The organism is Pseudomonas sp. BW16M2 (assembly GCF_014268865.1).
GTDB classification, from domain to species: Bacteria; Pseudomonadota; Gammaproteobacteria; order Pseudomonadales; family Pseudomonadaceae; genus Aquipseudomonas; species Aquipseudomonas peradeniyensis.
Genome location: NZ_JABWRI010000020.1, coordinates 81,342 through 99,835, shown reverse-complemented (window position 1 = coordinate 99,835; position 18,494 = coordinate 81,342). Strand labels below are relative to the sequence as shown.

Sequence of the window (18,494 nt, the reverse complement as noted above, 5' to 3'; positions counted from 1 at the left end):
ACTTTTTGATCCTTCAAAAAGTTACCCGCCGTAAGGGCGGAAAGGTGAATAAGCGTCGACATCACAAATGAATGCGCCTACAACTTACAAAACAATCAAAAAACCAAAAAAACCCAACCCTACTCCACTACCAAATCCCGCCCAACATCCCACCCTCCCCCAAGCGCCGCGATCAACTGCACACTCGCCACCAACCGCCCCTGCAACAACGTCAACACACTCCGCTCGTTGCTTAGCGCCGTCGTCTGCACATTGACCACATCCAGATACCCGATCAACCCCGCCTTGTACTGGTTCTCGGTCAACCGCAACGACTCCCGCGCCGCGTCCAGCGCCTCCTGCCGCACCACCGCCTCGTCCCCGTACACCTTGAGCTGCACCAGATAGTTCTCGACCTCCTTGAACCCGTCGAGCACCGTCTGCCGATACTGCGCCACGGTCTGGTCGTACACCGCCACCGTCCGGTCAACCTCGGCGCTACGCTTGCCGGCGTCGAACAGCGTCAGCGCCAGTTGCGGCCCTACCGACCAGTAGCGGTTGGGCAACTCGATCCAGTTGTTGAAGCTGCTGCTGGAGTACCCCCCGTTCATGCTCAGCGACAGATCCGGGAAATACGCCGCCCGCGACACGCCGATGTTCGAGTTGGCCGCCATGACCTTGCGCTCGGCCGAAGCGATGTCGGGACGCCGCTCGAGCAACTGCGATGGCAACGACAGCGGCACCTGCGGCAACGCTGGAATGTCGTTGCTCGCCGCCAGGGCAAAATCGGCTGGCGCCTTGCCCATCAGCACGGCGATGGCGTTCTCGTACTGCGCCCGCTGCCAGGCCAGGTCGATCAGGTCGGCCTGGGTGCTCTTGAGCTGGGTGCGCGCCTGGGCCACGGCATCCGGCCCGGCAACCCCGGCGCGGTACTGGTTTTCGTTCATCTTCAACGACCGTTCATAGGTCGCGACCGTGGCTTCGAGCAGGCGCTTCTGCGCGTCGATCACCCGCAGTTGCAGGTAGTTCTGCACCAGCTCCGACTGCTGGCTCAGGCGGATGGCCGCCATGTCGGCCAGGCTGGCCTCGGCGCTGGACTCGTTGGCGTTCATGGTTTCACGCAACTTGCCCCACAGGTCGATCTCCCAGCTCACCCCGAGCTGCGCGTTGTAGGTGTCGCGGATGCCGCTGCTGTTGTTCGACAGACTGGAGCTGGAACTGCCGGTGCCCTGGGCCGAACGGTTCTTGCTGGTGGTCAGGTTCAGCGAAGGGAACAGCGAGGCACGGCTGCTGCGCACCAGCGCCTGGGCCTGACGGTACTGCGCCTCGTACTGCGCCACCGTCTGGTTGCTGCGGTTGAGCTCCTCCACCAGGGCGTCGAGCTGCTTGTCGCCATAGATCTCCCACCACGCCCCGCGGGCAATGGCGTCGGACGGGTTGGCCTGGGTCCAGCCTTCGGCCTGCTTGAACTGCGCCGGGGTACTGACCTCAGGGCGGTGGTAGTCCGGGCTCAGGGTACAGGCGCTGAGCATGGCCACGCACAGCCCGGCGCTGACCAGGCGCGAACCGCGTCCCTGGGTCAGCAGCTTGAGGGCACGGTGGATTCGGGTGTGGGCAAAGTTCATAGCGGGGTATCCAGGGCAGCGTCGGTGCGCACGCCGCGCCAGCGGTTGAACCGGTGGCGCAGACGATCGAGGTACAGGTAGACCACGGGAGTGGTGTAGAGGGTGAGAATCTGGCTGAACACCAGGCCGCCGATGATGGTCAGGCCCAGCGGCTGGCGCATCTCGGCGCCCTCGGCGCGGCTGAGCAGCAGCGGCAGCGCGCCGAGGATCGCGGCCAGGGTGGTCATCAGGATCGGCCGCAGCCGCAGCAGGCAGGCGCGGCGGATCGACTCCTCCGGCGACAGGCCGTCATGGCGCTCCAGCTGCAGGGCCAGGTCGATCATCAAGATGGCGTTCTTCTTCACCACGCCGATCAGCAGGAACAGCCCCAGCAGGGAGATCAGGCTGAACTCGCCACCGGTCAGGTACAGCGCCAGCAAGGCGCCGACCCCGGCCGAAGGCAGCGTGGAGAGGATCGTCAGTGGGTGGATGTAGCTCTCGTAAAGAATGCCCAGCACCAGGTACACCAGCACCAGGGCGCCGAGGATCATCAGCGGCTGGCCTTCGGTGGTCTTGGTGAAGGCGTCGGCGTCGCCGCCGAGCTTGGCGATCACCGACTCGGGCAGGCCGAGCTTGGCCACCGCGCGTTCCAATGCGGCCATGGCCTGGTCGGGGCTGTAGCCTTCGGCGACGTCGAACGAGATATCTTCGGAGGCAAACTGCCCTTCGTGGCTGACGCGGTCGTTGGCCAGGCTGTTCTCGTAGCGGGCGAAGGTGGACAGCGGCACCCGGGCGCCGTCGGCGGTGATCACCTGCACCTGCTCGAGGGTGCTCGGGTCCCAGGCGTATTTCGGGTTGATCTCCAGCACCACCTGGTACTGGTTGAGGCTGTCGTAGATGGTCGAGATCTGCCGCTGGCTGTAGGCGTTGTTCAGCACCGCGGTGACCATGTCCATGTCGATGCCCAGGCGCTTGGCCTGGTCACGGTCGACCACCAGGGTCACCTGCTGGGTGCCGGCGCCGTCGCGGGCGTCGATGGCGGTCAGCTCGGGCAGCTTGCGCAGCTCGGCGGCCACCTTCGGGAACCACTCGCGCAGGGCCGCCAGATCGCCGCTCTGCAGGGTGTAGAGGTACTGCGAGGTGCTCTGGTCGCGGCCACCGCCGCCCAGTTGCAGGTCCTGGTCGGCCATCAGGTACAGGCGCCCGCCAGGGATCTTCGGCAGGTCCTTGCGCAGGCGATCGATCACCTTCTGCGCGTTCTCCTTGCGCTCGGCGATCGGCTTCAGGCGCACCAGCACGAAGGCGTTGTTGGTGCCGCTGTTGCCACCGATGAAACCGGCGACGCTCTCCACCGCCGGGTCCTTGAGCAGGGCGCGGCGGTAGATCTCCATCTTCGGCTGCATCACGGTGAACGACAGGCCGTCATCGCCACGGATGAAGCCTTGCAACTGGCCGGTGTCCTGCTGCGGCATCAAGGTCTTGGGCACCACCACGTACAGGGCGATGTTCAGCCCGATGGTGGCCAGCAGGCTGAACAGGGTCAGGCGCTTGTGGCGCAGCGCCCAGCCCAGGCTCTTGTCGTAGCCGGCGACCATGCGCTGGTGGATGCGGTCGCTCCAGCGCTGCAGGCGGGTCTGCTGCTGCGGGCCGTGGACCTTGAGCCAGCGCGAACAGAGCATCGGCGTCAGCGTCAACGACACCACCAGCGAGACGATGATCGCCGCCGCCAGGGTGATCGAGAACTCCTTGAACAGCCCACGGACGATACCGCCCATGAACAGGATCGAGACGAACACCGCCACCAGCGAGACGTTCATCGACAGCAGGGTGAAGCCCACCTCCTGCGCGCCCTTGTAGGCGGCGCGCATGGGATTTTCGCCGTTCTCGATGTGCCGCGAGATGTTCTCCAGCACCACGATGGCGTCGTCCACCACCAGGCCGGTGGCAAGGATCAGCGCCATCAGCGACAGGTTGTTCAGCGAGAATCCGCACAGGTACATGACCGCGAAGGTGCCCACCAGCGACACCGGCACCGCCAGGCTCGGGATCAGCGAGGCGCGCAGGTTGCCGAGGAACAGGTAGACCACCAGGATCACCAGCACCACGGCGATCAGCAGGGTGTGCTCGGCTTCCTTCAGGGTGGCCTTGATCACCGGCGAGCGGTCCATGGCCACGTTGAGCTTGACGCTGGCCGGCAGCAGCGACTGCAACGCCGGCAGCTCGGCCTTGATCTGCTCGACGGTCTGGATGATGTTGGCGTTGGTCTGGCGGTTGACCACCAGCAGCACCGCGCTCTCGTCGTTGAAGAAACCGCTGTTGTAGCGGTTCTCCACGCCATCGCTGACCTTGGCCACGTCGGACAGGCGCAGGATCGCGCCGTTCTGCTGGCGGATCACCAGCGGCTTGTAGTCCTCGGCGGTTTCCAGCTGGTCGTTGGCCCGCACCTGCCAGTTGCGCTCATGGTCTTCGACGAAGCCCATGGGCCGGCGCTGGTTGGCGTTGGCCACCGCATTGCGCACATCGTCCAGGGACAGGCCGTACTGGTTGAGCAGCTGCGGTTCGAGTTCGATGCGCACCGCCGGCAGCGAGCTGCCGCCGATCTGTACCTCCCCTACTCCGCTGACCTGCGCCAGGCTCTGGGACAGGATGGTGTCGGCCAGGTCGTAGAGCTTGCCCTTGGACAGCACGTCCGAGGTCAGCGACAGCACCATGATCGGCGCCTGGGACGGGTTGATCTTCTTGTAGGTGGGCATGCTGCGCATGCCGCTGGGCAGCAGGTTGCGGGTGGCGTTGATCGCCGCCTGCACCTCGCGCGCCGCGCCGTCGATATCGCGGCCCAGCTCGAAACCGATGATCACCCGGGTCGAGCCCTGGTTGGAGCTGCTGGTCAGGGTGGTGACGCCGGCGATGGCGCCGAGCTTGCGCTCCAGCGGCGTGGCCACGGTTGAGGCCATGACCTCGGGGCTGGCGCCGGGCAGGCTGGCCTGCACCACGATCACCGGGAAATCCATCTGTGGCAGCGGCGATACCGGCAGCAGGCCGAAGCTCACCCCGCCCAGCAGCATGATCGCCAGGCTCAGCAGCATGGTGGCTACCGGCCGGCGGATGAAAGGTCCGGACAGGTTCATGCTTCGGCCTGCCGCGCATCGTCAGCCGGGCGCCAGCGGCGCGCCAGGCGGTCGAAGTACAGGTAGATGACCGGCGTGGTGAACAAGGTCAGCACCTGGCTCACCAGCAGGCCGCCGACCATCACCAGGCCCAGCGGCTGGCGCAGCTCGGCGCCGGAACCGGTGGCGAGCATCAGCGGCATGGCGCCGAACAGCGCGGCCAGGGTGGTCATCAGGATCGGCCGGAAGCGCAGCAGCGCCGCCTGGTAGATCGCGTCGCGCGGGCTCATGCCCTGGTGACGCTCGGCCTCCAGGGCGAAGTCGATCATCATGATCGCGTTCTTCTTGACGATGCCGATCAGCAGGATGATGCCGATGATGGCGATCATGCCCAGGTCGTTGCCGCTCAGCAGCAGCGCCAGCAAGGCCCCCACCGCCGCCGAGGGCAGCGTGGAGAGGATGGTCACCGGGTGGACGTAGCTCTCGTAGAGCACGCCCAGCACGATGTACATGGTCACCACCGCGGCCAGGATCAGCAGCAAGGTACTCGACAGCGAGGCCTGGAACGCCTCGGCGGCGCCCTGGAAGCGGGTCTGTACGCCGATCGGCATGCCGATGTCCTGCTGCACCTGCTCGATCACCTTGACCGCCTCGCCCAGGGACGCGCCGTGGGCCAGGTTGAACGACATCATCACCGCCGGGAACTGGCCGATGTGCGAAATCGCCAGCTGGGCCTGGCGCTGCTCGATGCGCGCCAGGGCCGACAGGCGCACCTGGCCACCGTCGGTGGCCTTGACGTGGATCGACTCCAGGGCCTGCGGGCCGAGGCTGGCCGCGGTCTGCGACTGCAGCACCACGCGGTACTGGCTGGCCTGGGTGTAGATGGTCGAGATCTGCCGCTGGCCGAAGGCGTCATACAGCGCGTTGGTGATCTGCGCCACGGTGATGCCCAGACGACTGGCCATGTCGCGATCGATCACCAGGAATACCTGCAGGCCCTGGTCCTGCAGGTCGCTGGCCACGTCCTGCAACTCGGGACGGTCCTTGAGCGCCTGCACCAGCTTGCCGCTCCACTCGGCGAGCATGTCGGCATCCGGCGAGCTGAGGCTGAACTGGTACTGGGTGCGGCTGACCCGGTCCTCGATACTCAGGTCCTGCACCGGCTGCATGAACAGGCGGATGCCGACCAGCTTGTCGAGTTGCGGCTGCAGGCGGTTGATCACCTCGGAGGCGGTGACGTCGCGCTCGCCGTGGGGCTTGAGGTTGATCAGCAGGCGGCCGCTGTTGAGGGTGGCGTTGTCACCGTCGACGCCGATGTAGGAAGACAGGCTCTGCACCGCCGGATCCTGCAGGATCACCTTGGCCAGGGATTGCTGGCGCTCGCTCATGGCGGCGAACGAGGTCGATTGCGGCGCCTCGGAGATGCCCTGGATGACCCCGGTGTCCTGGGCCGGGAAGAAGCCCTTGGGCACCATCAGGTACAGCACCACGGTCAGCGCCAGGGTAGCCACGGCCACCAGCAGGGTCAGCGGCTGGCGCTCGAGCACCCAGGTCAGGGTGGTGCCGTAGTGCTTGATCAGCCAGTCGATACAGGCGCCGCTGGCGCGGTAGAAGCGGCCCTGCTCCTCTTCCTTGGGTTCGCGCTTGAGCAGGCGCGCGCACATCATTGGCGTGAGGGTCAGCGACACCACCAGGGAAATCAGGATGGCCACCGCCAGGGTGATGGCAAACTCGCGGAACAGCCGCCCGACCACATCGGCCATGAACAGCAGCGGAATCAGCACGGCGATCAGCGAGAAGGTCAGCGAGATCAGGGTGAAACCGATCTGCTTCGCGCCCTTGAGCGCGGCCTGCATGGGTGTTTCGCCCTCCTCGATGTGCCGGGAGATGTTCTCCAGCATGACGATGGCATCGTCCACCACGAAACCGGTGGCGATGGTCAGGGCCATCAAGGTGAGGTTGTTGACCGAGAAACCGGCCAGGTACATCACCCCAAAGGTGCCGATCAACGACAGCGGCACGGCGATGGAGGGGATGATGGTGGCGCTGAAACGGCGCAGGAAGACGAAGGTGACCATAACCACCAGGGCGATGGCGAACAGCAGCTCGTGCTGCACGTCGCGCACGGCGGCACGGATGGTCTGGGTGCGGTCGGTGAGCACGCTGACATCCAGGCCCGCCGGCAGGTTGTCGGTGATCGACGGCAACAGTTCCTTGATCCGGTCGACCACCTCGATGACGTTGGCGCCGGGCTGGCGCTGGATGTTCAGCAGCACCGCCTCGTTCTGGTTGGCCCAGGCGGCCAGGCGTTCGTTCTCGGCGCCGTCGACGATCTCGGCGACATCTTTCAGGCGCAGCGGCGCGCCGTTGCTGTACTTGAGGATGAGGTTGGCGTACTCCTCGGGCGAGCGCAGCTGGTCGTTGGCATCGAGCATCGACACCCGGGTCGGACCGTCGAAGTTGCCCTTGGGCTGGTTGACGTTGGAGGCGCCGATCAGGGTGCGCACGTCGTCCAGGTTGAGGCCGTTGGCGGCCAGGGCGTCGACGTTGACCTTGATCCGCACGGCCTGGCGCTGGCCGCCGGCGATGCTGACCATGCCGACGCCGCTGATCTGGGCGATCTTCTGCGCCACGCGGGTGTCGACCAGGTCGTTGAGCTTGGGCAACGGCATGGTCTTCGAGGAAATGGCCAGGGTCAGCACTGGGGTGTCGGCCGGGTTGACCTTGTTGTACACCGGCGGCGCCGGCAGGTCGCTGGGCAGCAGGTTGCTGGCGGCGTTGATCGCGGCCTGCACCTGCTGCTCGGCGACATCCATGTTCATGTCGAGGTTGAAGCGCAGGGTCAGTACCGAGGCGCCGCCGGAGCTGGTCGAGGCCATCTGCTCCAGGCCCGGCATCTGCCCGAACTGGCGTTCCAGCGGTGCAGTGACGGCGCTGGTCATCACCTGCGGGCTGGCGCCGGGGTACAGGGTCATGACGCGGATGGTCGGGTAGTCGACCTGGGGCAAGGCCGCCACCGGCAGCAGCTTGTAGGCAATCAGGCCGGCCAGGACGATGGCCAGCATGCTCAGCGTGGTGGCGACCGGCCGCAGGATGAACAGGCGCGAGAGGTTCATGCGCCCGCCTTGGTGCCTGGCTCAGCGGTCTGGGCCGAGCCCTTGGCGCCCTGCCCCTGCAGGTGCTGGCCGGGGGTGGTCGGGACCTGGGAGCTGTCCTCGACCACATCGACCTTGGTGCCTTCGCGCAGGCGGTCGGTGCCTTCCAGCACCAGGCGCTCGCCGGCGGCCAGGCCCTCGACGATCACCGTGTTCTCGCCATCGCTGGCGCCGACCTTGAGCTTGCGCACGTTGATGGTGTTCTCGGCGTTGACCACATAGGCGAAGGTGCCGTCGTTGCCGAACTGGATCGCCGCGGCCGGTGCCAGCACCACCTGCTTGAGGGTGTCGGCCAGCAGGCGCACGTTGACGAACTGGTTGGGGAACAGCGCGTGGTCGCTGTTCTGGAAGGTGCCCTTGAACTTCAGGGTGCCGGTGGCGACGTCGATCTGGTTGTCGAGGCTGCCCAGCACGCCGGTGGACTGCAGCTTCTGGTCGCCCCGGTCCCAGGCCTCGACCGGTAGGCTGGCGCCGCTGCGATAACGGGCCAGCACGGTGTCGAGCTGGGTTTCCGGCAAGGTGAAGGCGACGCTGATCGGCTGGGTCTGGGTGATGACCACCAGCGCCGTGGTGTCGTTGGCCGCCACCAGGTTGCCCAGGTCCAGCTGGCGCAGGCCCACGCGGCCACTGATCGGTGCGCGGATCTGGGTGAACTCGAGGTTCAGGCGGGCGTCGTTGACCTGGGCCTGGTTGGTCTTGACCAGCCCCTGGAACTGACCGACCTGAGCTTCGGCGGTGTCCAGGGTCTGCTTGGCGATGCTGTCCTCGGCGTACAGGCCTTTATAACGGGCCAGGTCGACCTGGGCGTTCTTCAGTTGCGCCTGGTTCTGCGCCAGGGTGCCTTCGGCCTGCTGCAGGGCGATGCGATAGGAACGTGGGTCGATCTCGGCGAGCAGATCGCCGGCCTTGACCTGCTGGCCTTCCTTGAAGTGGACCTTGACCAGCTCGCCGGCGACCCGGCTGCGCACGTTGACCGTGTTGGTCGCGGTCACGGTGCCGAGGGCCTTGTAATAAAGCGGGAAGTCTCCGACCCGCACCGGCTCGACCCGCACCGGCACTGCCTCGGTGGAGGCGCCGAAGCCCGGCCGCCCGCCCATGCCCAGGCCCTTGCCCGGACGGTGCCCGCCGCCTTCCTTGTGGACGGTCGCCGCGGGCCACAGCCACCAGGCCAGCAGGGCCACCAGCAGCAGGATCAGCAGGCCGAACAGCCAGCGACGAGGGGAACGGGAGTTGGAGGCTTGCATGGGTCGAACGAACCTTGTTCAGAGAAAGACGGCGTGGAGAGCGTGAACGATAAGCACTGGCATCGCTTTAGCAAAGGGGCTTTACCAGTGCTTTACCTTCGGCTGACGTTGGCAAAGGGGTGAACTTTAAATGAAAACGGCCTGGAACAGGGTCCAGGCCGTTACAGGGTGTGACGCACCCGTGGGAGCGGGCTTGCCCCGCGATGGCGTCGTATCAGGCTGTGACGTCTGCCTTCAAGGCGCAATCGCGGGTCAAGCCCGCTCCCACGCAGCCCCAAACGGGCACGCGGTGTTACTTCAGGACAGCCAGCGCCGCCTCGTAGTTCGGCTCGTCGGCGATTTCGCCCACCAGCTCGCTGTGCAGCACCTTGTCGTTTTCGTCCAGCACCACCACGGCGCGGGCGGCCAGGCCGGCCAGCGGGCCGTCGGCGATGGCCACGCCGTAGTTTTCCAGGAACTCGCGGCCACGCAGGGTCGACAGGTTCTTCACGTTCTCCAGGCCTTCGGCGCCGCAGAAGCGCGCCTGGGCGAACGGCAGGTCGGCGGAGATGCACAGCACCACGGTGTTGGCCACATCATTGGCCTGGGCGTTGAACTTGCGCACGGAGGTGGCGCAGGTCGGGGTGTCGACGCTCGGGAAGATGTTCAGCACCTTGCGCTTGCCGGCGAAGTCGGCCAGCGACTTGTTCGACAGATCGCCAGCGACCAGGGAGAAGGCAGGTGCCGCGGCGCCCTGCTTCGGCAGTTCACCGCTGACCTGAACCGGGTTGCCTTTGAGAGTCACTTGAGCCATGGCGGAAATCCTTATACGGGGTTGGAAAAGGATTCAGAGTTAACCATGAAGGGACGCAAGTGCCTATGGGTAAAGATGAAATTGTCCTACGTTCGGGCAATTCCTGTAGACAAACGCCCGGGTGACTGGCGTCGACCCGGGCGTTTTTCCTACGTGACGGGGGCTCAGGCCAGCAGGCCGTACACCACCGAGGTCAGGGCTACCAGGCCGACGACCACCACGAACAGGTTGGACAGCGCGCCGCTGTACTTGCGCATCGATGGCACGCGACGGATGGCGTACATCGGCATCAGGAACAGCAGCACGGCGATGATCGGGCCGCCCAGGGATTCGATCATGCCGAGGATGCTCGGGTTGAGGGTGGCGACGATCCAGCACACCACCAGCATCAGCGCGGCGACGATGCGGTCCAGGGCCTTGGCACCCGGGCGCATGCCGGACTTGACGATCATGCCCTTCAGGCCCTCGCTGGCACCGATGTAGTGGCCCAGGAACGACTTGGCAATGGCGATGAAGGCGATCAGGGGCGCAGCGAAGGCGATGGCCGGCTGCTCGAAGTGGTTGGCCAGGTACGACAGGATCGACAGATTCTGCGCCTTGGCCTCGGCCAGCTGGGCGCTGCTCAGGGTCAGCACGCAACTGAACACGAAGAACAGCACCATCAGCACCATCAGCAGGTGTGCGCGACGCAGGATCTGGCCGCTGCGCTCATCGGCGTGCTCGCCATAGCGACGCTTCTGGTCGACGGCGAAGGCCGAGATGATCGGCGAATGGTTGAACGAGAACACCATCACCGGGATCGCCAGCCACACGGTGTGCAGGAAGGCCGAGCCGGACGGCACCTGGGTGGCGGTGTCGAGGATGCCGCCGGTCCAGTGCGGCACCAGGTACAGGGCCAGTAGCGCCAGGGCGACGATGAACGGGTAGACCAGCAGGCTCATGACCTTGACCGTGGCCTGCTCGCCGCAGCGCACGATGGCCAAGAGGCCAAGGATCAGCACGAAGGACAGGATCGCCCGCGGTGGCGGCGCGATGTGCAGCTGGTGCTCCATGAAGCTGCTGACGGTGTTGGTCAGCGCCACGCTGTAGATCAGCAGGATCGGGAAGATGGCGAAGAAGTACAGGACGGTGATCAGCGCGCCGGCGGTGATGCCGAAATGCTCCTCGACCACTTCGGTGATGTCGCCGCCCTTGCTGCCGGAGAGCACGAAGCGGGTCAGCCCGCGGTGGGCGAAGTAGGTCATGGGGAAGGCCAGCAAGGCCAGCACCAGCAGCGGCCAGAAACCGCCAAGGCCAGCGTTGATGGGCAGGAACAGGGTTCCGGCGCCGATGGCCGTGCCAAACAGGCCCAGCATCCAGGTGGTGTCTTGACGCGACCAGCTGCCGAGGGTGGCGGGGGTCGATTCTACAAAGCGTTGTTCAACGCTTGGGGCCTGCTCATTCATTCCGGGTGACGCTCCACTCGCAAGACTGCAACAGGCTGAGAATGGCGAAATAGACGATTCGCCCAACTCAACCGGGGAAGAGGGGCGCGATTGTGCATGCAAAGGTTGCACTTGGGGAAGCCCCGCCCGAGGGACGGTTGCACTTGTCTTTACAAGAGATCTGGTTTTGCGGGGGCAAAAGCATCGCGGGGCAAGCCCGCTCCCACGCTGACCTCCTGGATGCGGGGCAGCGTGGGAGCGGGCTTGCCCCGCGATAAAGCCAGATCGGTCAGCGCCGAGCTCAGCCCTTTTGCACGGCGGCAAACGCCTCGGCCACCTGGCGCAGGTTGGCCGGACGCAGCCCGGACATGCACACCCGGCCGCTGTCGATCAGGTACACGCCGAACTCGTCACGCAGCCGACGCACCTGCTCCACGCTGAAGCCGGTGTAGCTGAACATGCCGCGCTGGCGCAGGAAGAACTGGAAGTCCTGGCCCGGCAGCAGCTCGCCGAGCAGGTCGACCAGGCCCTGGCGCATGTCGAGGATACGCTTGCGCATCACCTCCACTTCCGCCGCCCACTGGGCATTGAGCGCGGCGTCGCCGAGCACGCCGGCCACCAGCTGGGCGCCGAACGCGGGCGGGCTGGAGTAGTTGCGGCGCACGGTGGCCTTGAGCTGGCCGAGCACGCTGGAGGCGGTGGCGGCATCGTCGCAGACCACCGACAGGCCCCCTACCCGCTCGCCGTACAGCGAGAAGATCTTCGAGAACGAGTTGCTGACCAGGCACGGCACACCGGCACGGGCCATCTCGCGGATGGCGTAGGCGTCCTCCACCAGGCCTTCACCGAAGCCCTGGTAGGCGATGTCGAGGAACGGAATCAGCTGGCGCGCCTTGACCACCTCGACTACCTGCTGCCACTGGTTCTGCTCCAGGTCGACGCCGGTGGGGTTGTGGCAGCACGGGTGCAGCAGGACGATGCTGTTCGCCGCCAGGGTCTGCAGGGTCGCCAGCATGCCAGCGAAATCGACGCCACGGCTGGCGGTATCGAAGTACGGGTAGCTGTGCACCTTGAAGCCCGCGCCTTCGAAGATCGCCCGGTGGTTGTCCCAGGTCGGGTTGCTCACCCACACCTCGGAGCCCGGGAAGTAGCGCTTGAGGAAGTCGGCGCCGACTTTCAGCGCGCCGGAGCCGCCGACGGTCTGCACGGTGGCCACGCGGCCATCGGCCACAGCCGGGTGATCTGCGCCGAACAGCAGCGCCTGGATCGCCTGGCGGTAGGCGGCCAGGCCTTCCATCGGCAGGTACAGCGAGGCTTCATGGGGCTGGCCGGCCAGGCGCTTCTCCACCTCGCCCACCGCCGCCAGCTGCGGCACCACGCCAGCTTCGTCGTAGTACAGGCCGATACTCAGGTTGACCTTGTCGGCGCGCGGGTCGGCCTTGAAGGTTTCCATCAACGAGAGGATCGGGTCGCCGGCATAGGCATCGACATGTTTGAACACAGCGTGCAGCTCCTTGGAAATCAGGACAGTTCAGGGAAGGCTCCAGCGAGGATACCCGCAGTGGGGCGTCAGGAACATCACCGATGTGCAAGGAGTCGATGCAGGGGTGCAAGAGCGAGCGTTACGACGCAAAGACATTTCCCACATCAATTACGGAAACGGATGAATAGGCACCCTCTGCATCGGCCTGCCATTGTCCCGCTCACACGAATTACATCTATAAGAAAGAGAGGGACTGATGCAGGCGGACAGGACGTACCAGGTCATTGCCCATCATGGAATTGCCTTCGATATCAGCGAGTTCACCGTCCAGCCAGGTGAGCACTGTCAATTGCGCAAGTTGGCCTTACCCTTCGTGCACAAAGGGCATTACCAAATCGTGGAGGCCGTGGCCCAACTCTATGACCGCATGCTCGCAGGCAATCTGCCATGCCAGATGAAAGTTGCAGTATCACGCCCACTCACACGTCAGCAGGGGGACGTGCTGAATGATCAACGGAGCGATGTGCTCACCCTGGTCGGAGCAGCAGTGGGTAAAGCGGCAGGAACTACCGTTGTCGGAATCGCGGGTACGATGGCCGCTGGCTTAGTGGCCTCCGCTGCAGGATTTGCAGCTTCGAGGCTGGCAAAGGGAGCAATACCAACATTCCATGCCGGCGATGTTTTGGTATCGCTTCAAGCCCAGGTCAACGGGGGAATTGGCCCTCAACGTAGCGCGCTGCTGCTGATTCTCTGAGGACGGGTATACACAATGTCCTATATCTACCTGACTCTGTGTACTGCACTGACAGGCTGGTTCCTCGACTGGATCTGTAAACCGACGCTGGTACGCAGATGGCTCTACCTGGTTTTCCAGATCACAGGCATCACCGCTTGCACCCAACTCGGTGCCCAGGAGGTTCTTTACTGGGATGGAGGGGCATGGGGCCTGTTCTTTTCACTCGCCGGATTTCCTCTGCTGTTCGAACGCTCGAGTTGGTATGAGCGAAACCGATAGAGGAGGCACTCATGAACATGCTTTACCTGCTGATCTATCTGCCGGTCGCAGTCCTTCTGTTCGACTGGCTTTGCAGGTCAGTACTGCTTCGCAGAATCCTGTACATCGTCTTCATGGTGGCGGGCATCAGTACCTGTTCACAGCTGGGACAACGCGAGTTCATGAATCTCGATGGTGGGCAATGGGCTCTATTCTTCGTCGTGCTCGGCACGACCCTGCTGTTTGATCGCTCGCACTATTTTGATCGTGATCGGGATTGAGGACCTGCGCCCCATCCCGATCCAGATGGGGCCAATTCAGCCTGCCAACCCCTGCAACTCCCCCCACTCCCGCTCACTCAACGCCACCCCTTCCCGCCCGGCCACTTCACGCTCGCGATAACGCCGCTCGCCCGGCATCCGCGTCAACCCGACTGCCTGCATCTGCTCCACCAGTTCGCGGCTGCGCAGCGCAAAGCGCTCGCCCTCGGCCTTGTTCGGGTCGATCACGATGATCAACTGCCCGGTCCAGGGGGTCTTGGCTCCTGGGTGGCCCGACCAGTCGAACTCCCAGGAGAAATTGCCTCCTGTCAGCGCCGCCGCCAGCAGCTCGACCATCATCGACAGCGCCGAGCCCTTGTGCCCGCCGAACGGCAGCAAGGCGCCGCCCTCGAGAATCGCCTTGGGGTCGGTGGTCGGCTGGCCATCGGCATCCACGCCCATGCCCGGCGGCAGTTGCTCGCCCGCCCGCGCGGCGATCTGCACGTCGCCATGGGCCATGGCACTGGTGGCCATGTCGAAGACGATCGGATCATGCCCGGCGCAAGGCGCGGCAAAAGCAATGGGGTTGGTGCCGAACAGCGGCTTGCGCGCACCGTGTGGCACCACGCAGGTCATGCTGTTGACCACGCTCAGGGCGACCAGGCTCTCGTCGGCGAACGGTTCGACATCCGGCCACAGCGCGGCGAAATGGTGCGAGTTGTGGATCGCCAGCACCGCGATGCCGGCCGTGCGCGCCTTCTCCACCAGCAGCGGGCGGGCTGCGGCCAATGCCGGCTGGGCAAAGCCGCCCTTGGCATCGACTCGCACATAGGCCGGCGCAAGGTCGGTCACCTGCGGCTCGGCGCGACCATCGACCCAGCCGCTGGCCAGGGTCGAGACATAACCAGGAATACGGAACACCCCATGGCTGTGGGCACCGTCGCGCTGGGCACTGGCGCAATTGTGGGCAAGCACGGCGGCCACCGCCGCGCTGCAGCCATGACGCTCGAAGATCGCCTGCAGCAATGCCTGCAGTTCGTTAAAAGGCACGCGCACGACAGGGCCGGTGGAAGGTGAAGACATCTGGAGCTCCTTTCTTGGAATTGGATTCGCTACAGCGCAACTGCACAGACTTTCCCGCCAATGACAGCTATCTGTCAAATATTGACTTGATGACAGAAAACAGCCATTTTGGCTTCCACGCCAGAAATCAACCGGAACCGACCATGAGCCAATCGATCAAGCAACGCCTGGAAAGCAGCCTGCACACCGCTGCCGCCTCAGGCCGCCAGATCGCCAGCTACATGCTCGCCAACCTCCACGAACTGCCGTTCCAGACCTCGGCCAGCATCGCCACCAAGCTGGGCGTCAGTGAATCCAGCGTCGGCCGCTTCTGCCGCTCGCTGGGCTACGCGCACCTCAAGGCGCTCAAGCAGGACCTGCAGAACGACCTGGGCGACGGCCCCTGGCTGGTGGGCGACCGCCTGCAGGAATTCCGCCAGCAACCCGAGGATGACCAGCGCTCGGGCAGCCTGGAGCTGGAAATGGCCGCGCTGGTGCGCGTACACGAATACAGCCGCGGCGAAGCCTGGCAGCAGGTGGCCCGGCGCCTGGCGGAAAAACCACGGGTGTTCGTCGCCGGCTTTCAGACCGAGCGCGGCGTGGCCATGTGCATGAGCCACCTGCTGCAATACCTGCGCGACGGCGTGCAACTGGTCGACGGCAGCGCCGGGCACTTCGCCGAGGTGCTGCTGGGGCGCCCGCAGGACTGCGCGCTGGTGGTGTTCGAGGCGCGCCGCTATTCCCGCCATGCCCTGCAGCTGTGCCACAAGGCCCGTGAGCTGGGCATCCCGGTGACCCTGGTCACCGACACCTTCTGTGAATGGGCCGATGCCAACGCCGACGAGGTGTTCCGCATCCCCACCGAATTCAACCTGTTCTGGGAATCCACCGCGACCATGCTGTCGTGGGTGCACCTGATGGTCAACGAGGTCTGCAAGAAGCTCGGACCGGATGTTGAAAGACGCTTGGAAGCAACTGCCGCTCTACATAACGAGTTCGTCGGCTACACCTCGTGGCCGGCGGGCAAACAACAATAGCAAGAGTGCAACTACCGAGGTGCGAGATGAAAGGAACCATGGCTGTGGTGGGTGCGTGCGCCCTGCTGCTGGCGGCCGGCGCCAGTGCCGAGACCCTGCGTTTTGCCACTGAAGGCGCTTACCCGCCGTTCAACTACGTCGATGCGAACAACCAGCTGCACGGCTTCGACATCGACATCACCCATGCCCTGTGCGAGCAGATGAAAGTCGAGTGCACCCTGGTGGCCCAGGACTGGGAAGGCATCATCCCGGCGCTGATGGCGCGCAAGTACGACGCCGTAGTGGCCTCGATGATCGATACCGAGGAGCGGCGTCGCAAGATCTCCTTCACCGACCGCTACTACCGCACCCCGCTGACCGTGGCGGTCGCCAAGGACAGCAAGATCAGCGACGCGCAGACCGACTTCAAGGGCTACACGGTCGGCGCCCAGTCCGCCTCGACCCAGGCGATCTACGCCGAGGACGTGTACGGCAAGGCCGGTGCGGACGTGAAGCTGTACCCGACCCTGGACGAGGCCAACGCCGACCTTGCCGCCGGGCGTCTGGACGGGGTGATCGCCGACAAGTTCCCGCTGCACGAATGGCTGAACAAGAATGGCAAGGACTGCTGCAAGATCCTCGGCGACGTCGACGGTACCAAGGCCGATGCGGCGATTGCCGTGCGCAAGGACGACGAGGCCCTGCGCGTGCGGCTGAACGAGGCCCTGGCGGCGATCGTGGCCAATGGCACCTACCAGAAGATCGCGAGCAAGTATTTCGCCTTCGATATCTATAACTGATACGAATCCTGGGGCTGCTGCGCAGCCCTTTCGCGACACAAGGCCGCTCCCACAGGGCGCGCGCGATCCCTGTGGGAGCGGCCTTGTGTCGCGATCGGGGCGCTATGCGCCCCGCCGACCTCGAGGATGCACCCATGCTCGATCAACTCTCCCTGCTTTCCTTCGCCAGCGGCGGCTGGGGCCAGGCGCTGCTGGCCGGCGCGCTGGTGACCGTGTCGCTAGCCCTGGCCTGCCTGCCCATCGGCCTGCCGCTGGGCCTGCTGGTGGCGCTGGCCGCGCGCTCGCGCAAACGCCTGCCGCGAGCGTGGGCCACCACCTTTTCCACGGTGTTCCGCGGTCTGCCCGAACTGCTCACCCTGCTGATCATCTACTACGGCTGCCAGATCGCCGCGCAGAAGATCCTCGCCGCGCTGGGCTACGAGGGCGAGGTGCTGATCAACACCTTCCTCGCCGCGATGGCCGCCTTCAGCCTGGTGTTCGCCGCATTCTCCAGCGAGATCTGGCTGATGGCCTTCAAGACCCTGCCCAAGGGCCAGCTGGAGGCCTGCGCGGCCCTGGGCCTGGGCAAGCGCACAGGGTTCTTCAGGGTGGTGCTGCCGCAACTGACGCGCATCGCCCTGCCGGGCCTGTCGAACAACTGGCTGAGCCTGCTCAAGGATACTTCGCTGGTCTCGACCATCTCGCTGATCGACCTGATGCGCCAGACCAACCTGGCGGTCAGCGTGACCAAGGAACCGATGCTGTTCTACGGCGTCGCCTGCCTGGTCTACCTGCTGTTCTCGGCGCTGTCGGGCAGGGTCTTCGCCCTGCTGGAGCGGCGCAGCAACCGCCATCTGCAAGGAGCCCGCCCATGAGCCCGGAGCAACTGCAGGCCTACGTGCTCGATCCCGACCTGCTGGAGCGCTATGGCGCGCGCTTCGTCGATGGCCTGCTGGTCACCGCCAAGCTGGTGGCGATCTCCTTCACCCTCGGCGCGCTGCTGGGCATGCTCCTGGCCCTGGCGCGGATGTCGCAGCACCTCGTGCTGCGACGCCTGGCCGCCGGCTACGTGTATTTCTTCCGCGGCTCGCCGCTGCTGGCGCAGTTGTTCTTGCTGTACTACGGGCTCGGTTCGCTCAAGGGGTTCTGGCAGGACCTGGGGCTGTGGTGGTTCTTCCGCGAGGCCTGGTACTGCGCCCTGCTCGCCTTCACCCTCAACACCGCCGCGTACCAGGCCGAGATCTTCCGCGCCAGCCTGATGGCCGTCGCGCCGGGCCAGTACGAGGCCGCCAAGGCCCTGAACCTCAAGCGCTCGACCACCTTCTTCAAGGTGGTGCTGCCACAGTCGCTGCTGGTGGCCATCGGCCCGTTGGGCAACGAGCTGATCATGATGATCAAGGCCAGCGCCATCGCCTCGCTGGTGACCCTCTACGACCTGATGGGGGTGACCAAGCTGGCCTTCTCGCGCAGCTTCGACTTCCAGATCTACCTGTGGGCGGCGGTGCTTTACCTGCTGATCGTCGAGGTGGTCCGGCGCACCCTGAAACACCTGGAGGCCCGCCTGGGCCGCCACCTGAACTGATTGAAGGAATCC

14 protein-coding genes are annotated in these 18,494 nt (G+C 65.1%); 6 read left to right on the top strand and 8 right to left on the bottom strand.

Annotated features, from left to right (window positions below):
* Positions 1-119: 119 nt before the first annotated feature.
* The 7 genes from HU735_RS18100 to HU735_RS18070 form a co-directional block, all read right to left on the bottom strand.
* Positions 120-1,604: an efflux transporter outer membrane subunit gene (locus HU735_RS18100; protein ID WP_186714633.1), complete on the bottom strand. Its 1,485-nt coding sequence runs from the start codon at positions 1,602-1,604 to the stop codon at positions 120-122.
* A complete protein-coding gene (locus HU735_RS18095; RefSeq protein WP_186714632.1) occupies positions 1,601-4,711 on the bottom strand; it encodes a multidrug efflux RND transporter permease subunit in 3,111 nt (1,036 codons plus the stop codon). The genes HU735_RS18100 and HU735_RS18095 overlap by 4 nt, the downstream gene beginning before the upstream one ends.
* Positions 4,708-7,806 (bottom strand): MdtB/MuxB family multidrug efflux RND transporter permease subunit, encoded by a 3,099-nt coding sequence (locus HU735_RS18090; RefSeq protein WP_186714631.1) that lies wholly within the window; start codon positions 7,804-7,806, stop codon positions 4,708-4,710. The genes HU735_RS18095 and HU735_RS18090 overlap by 4 nt, the downstream gene beginning before the upstream one ends.
* Complete coding sequence (locus HU735_RS18085) at positions 7,803-9,089, bottom strand: MdtA/MuxA family multidrug efflux RND transporter periplasmic adaptor subunit (protein WP_186714630.1); 1,287 nt, start codon at positions 9,087-9,089, stop codon at positions 7,803-7,805. The genes HU735_RS18090 and HU735_RS18085 overlap by 4 nt, the downstream gene beginning before the upstream one ends.
* Positions 9,090-9,381: 292 nt before the next feature.
* Complete coding sequence (gene tpx / locus HU735_RS18080) at positions 9,382-9,882, bottom strand: thiol peroxidase (protein WP_028692156.1); 501 nt, start codon at positions 9,880-9,882, stop codon at positions 9,382-9,384.
* Between the two features lie 164 nt (positions 9,883-10,046).
* The gene (locus tag HU735_RS18075) at positions 10,047-11,327 is read right to left on the bottom strand and encodes a serine/threonine transporter (protein ID WP_050705937.1); all 1,281 of its coding nucleotides are present in this window, start codon (positions 11,325-11,327) and stop codon (positions 10,047-10,049) included.
* 280 nt (positions 11,328-11,607) lie between these two features.
* On the bottom strand, positions 11,608-12,807 hold the full coding sequence (locus tag HU735_RS18070) for an aromatic amino acid transaminase (protein ID WP_186714629.1): 1,200 nt from the start codon (positions 12,805-12,807) through the stop codon (positions 11,608-11,610).
* A gap of 238 nt (positions 12,808-13,045) precedes the next feature.
* Here HU735_RS18070 and HU735_RS18065 point away from each other — a divergent pair, with 238 nt between their 5' ends.
* The gene (locus tag HU735_RS18065) at positions 13,046-13,543 is read left to right on the top strand and encodes a hypothetical protein (RefSeq protein WP_186714628.1); all 498 of its coding nucleotides are present in this window, start codon (positions 13,046-13,048) and stop codon (positions 13,541-13,543) included.
* A gap of 272 nt (positions 13,544-13,815) precedes the next feature.
* Positions 13,816-14,064 carry a hypothetical protein gene (locus HU735_RS18060; protein ID WP_186714627.1) on the top strand — a complete coding sequence of 83 codons (249 nt, stop codon included), beginning with the start codon at positions 13,816-13,818 and terminating at the stop codon, positions 14,062-14,064.
* Between the two features lie 36 nt (positions 14,065-14,100).
* Here the strand turns inward: HU735_RS18060 and HU735_RS18055 are convergent, their stop codons facing one another.
* Complete coding sequence (locus HU735_RS18055; RefSeq protein ID WP_186714626.1) at positions 14,101-15,126, bottom strand: Ldh family oxidoreductase; 1,026 nt, start codon at positions 15,124-15,126, stop codon at positions 14,101-14,103.
* Between the two features lie 143 nt (positions 15,127-15,269).
* On the opposite strand from HU735_RS18055, the gene HU735_RS18050 reads away from it, so the two are divergent.
* The 4 genes from HU735_RS18050 (at position 15,270) to HU735_RS18035 (ending at position 18,482) form a co-directional block, all read left to right on the top strand.
* Positions 15,270-16,142, top strand: a complete 873-nt coding sequence (locus tag HU735_RS18050; protein ID WP_186714625.1) for a MurR/RpiR family transcriptional regulator — start codon at positions 15,270-15,272, stop codon at positions 16,140-16,142.
* Positions 16,143-16,168: 26 nt separating this feature from the next.
* Positions 16,169-16,921, top strand: coding sequence for a transporter substrate-binding domain-containing protein (locus tag HU735_RS18045; RefSeq protein WP_186714624.1), 753 nt, complete (start codon positions 16,169-16,171; stop codon positions 16,919-16,921).
* A 134-nt stretch (positions 16,922-17,055) separates the two neighbouring features.
* A complete protein-coding gene (locus HU735_RS18040) occupies positions 17,056-17,775 on the top strand; it encodes an ABC transporter permease subunit (protein WP_186714623.1) in 720 nt (239 codons plus the stop codon).
* Positions 17,772-18,482: an ABC transporter permease subunit gene (locus tag HU735_RS18035; RefSeq protein WP_186714622.1), complete on the top strand. Its 711-nt coding sequence runs from the start codon at positions 17,772-17,774 to the stop codon at positions 18,480-18,482. Before HU735_RS18040 ends, HU735_RS18035 begins: the two co-directional genes overlap by 4 nt.
* Positions 18,483-18,494 lie beyond the last annotated feature (12 nt).

Excerpts from the sequence above, each read along its gene's own strand:
- HU735_RS18100 (WP_186714633.1), bottom strand. The coding sequence starts at position 1,604 with ATGAACTTTGCCCACACCCGAATCCACCGTGCCCTCAAGCTGCTGACC.
- HU735_RS18095 (WP_186714632.1), bottom strand. The coding sequence starts at position 4,711 with ATGAACCTGTCCGGACCTTTCATCCGCCGGCCGGTAGCCACCATGCTG.
- HU735_RS18090 (WP_186714631.1), bottom strand. The coding sequence starts at position 7,806 with ATGAACCTCTCGCGCCTGTTCATCCTGCGGCCGGTCGCCACCACGCTG.
- HU735_RS18085 (WP_186714630.1), bottom strand. The coding sequence starts at position 9,089 with ATGCAAGCCTCCAACTCCCGTTCCCCTCGTCGCTGGCTGTTCGGCCTG.
- tpx (WP_028692156.1), bottom strand. The coding sequence starts at position 9,882 with ATGGCTCAAGTGACTCTCAAAGGCAACCCGGTTCAGGTCAGCGGTGAA.
- HU735_RS18075 (WP_050705937.1), bottom strand. The coding sequence starts at position 11,327 with ATGAATGAGCAGGCCCCAAGCGTTGAACAACGCTTTGTAGAATCGACC.
- HU735_RS18065 (WP_186714628.1), top strand. The coding sequence starts at position 13,046 with ATGCAGGCGGACAGGACGTACCAGGTCATTGCCCATCATGGAATTGCC.
- HU735_RS18060 (WP_186714627.1), top strand. The coding sequence starts at position 13,816 with ATGAACATGCTTTACCTGCTGATCTATCTGCCGGTCGCAGTCCTTCTG.
- HU735_RS18055 (WP_186714626.1), bottom strand. The coding sequence starts at position 15,126 with ATGTCTTCACCTTCCACCGGCCCTGTCGTGCGCGTGCCTTTTAACGAA.
- HU735_RS18050 (WP_186714625.1), top strand. The coding sequence starts at position 15,270 with ATGAGCCAATCGATCAAGCAACGCCTGGAAAGCAGCCTGCACACCGCT.
- HU735_RS18045 (WP_186714624.1), top strand. The coding sequence starts at position 16,169 with ATGAAAGGAACCATGGCTGTGGTGGGTGCGTGCGCCCTGCTGCTGGCG.
- HU735_RS18040 (WP_186714623.1), top strand. The coding sequence starts at position 17,056 with ATGCTCGATCAACTCTCCCTGCTTTCCTTCGCCAGCGGCGGCTGGGGC.
- HU735_RS18035 (WP_186714622.1), top strand. The coding sequence starts at position 17,772 with ATGAGCCCGGAGCAACTGCAGGCCTACGTGCTCGATCCCGACCTGCTG.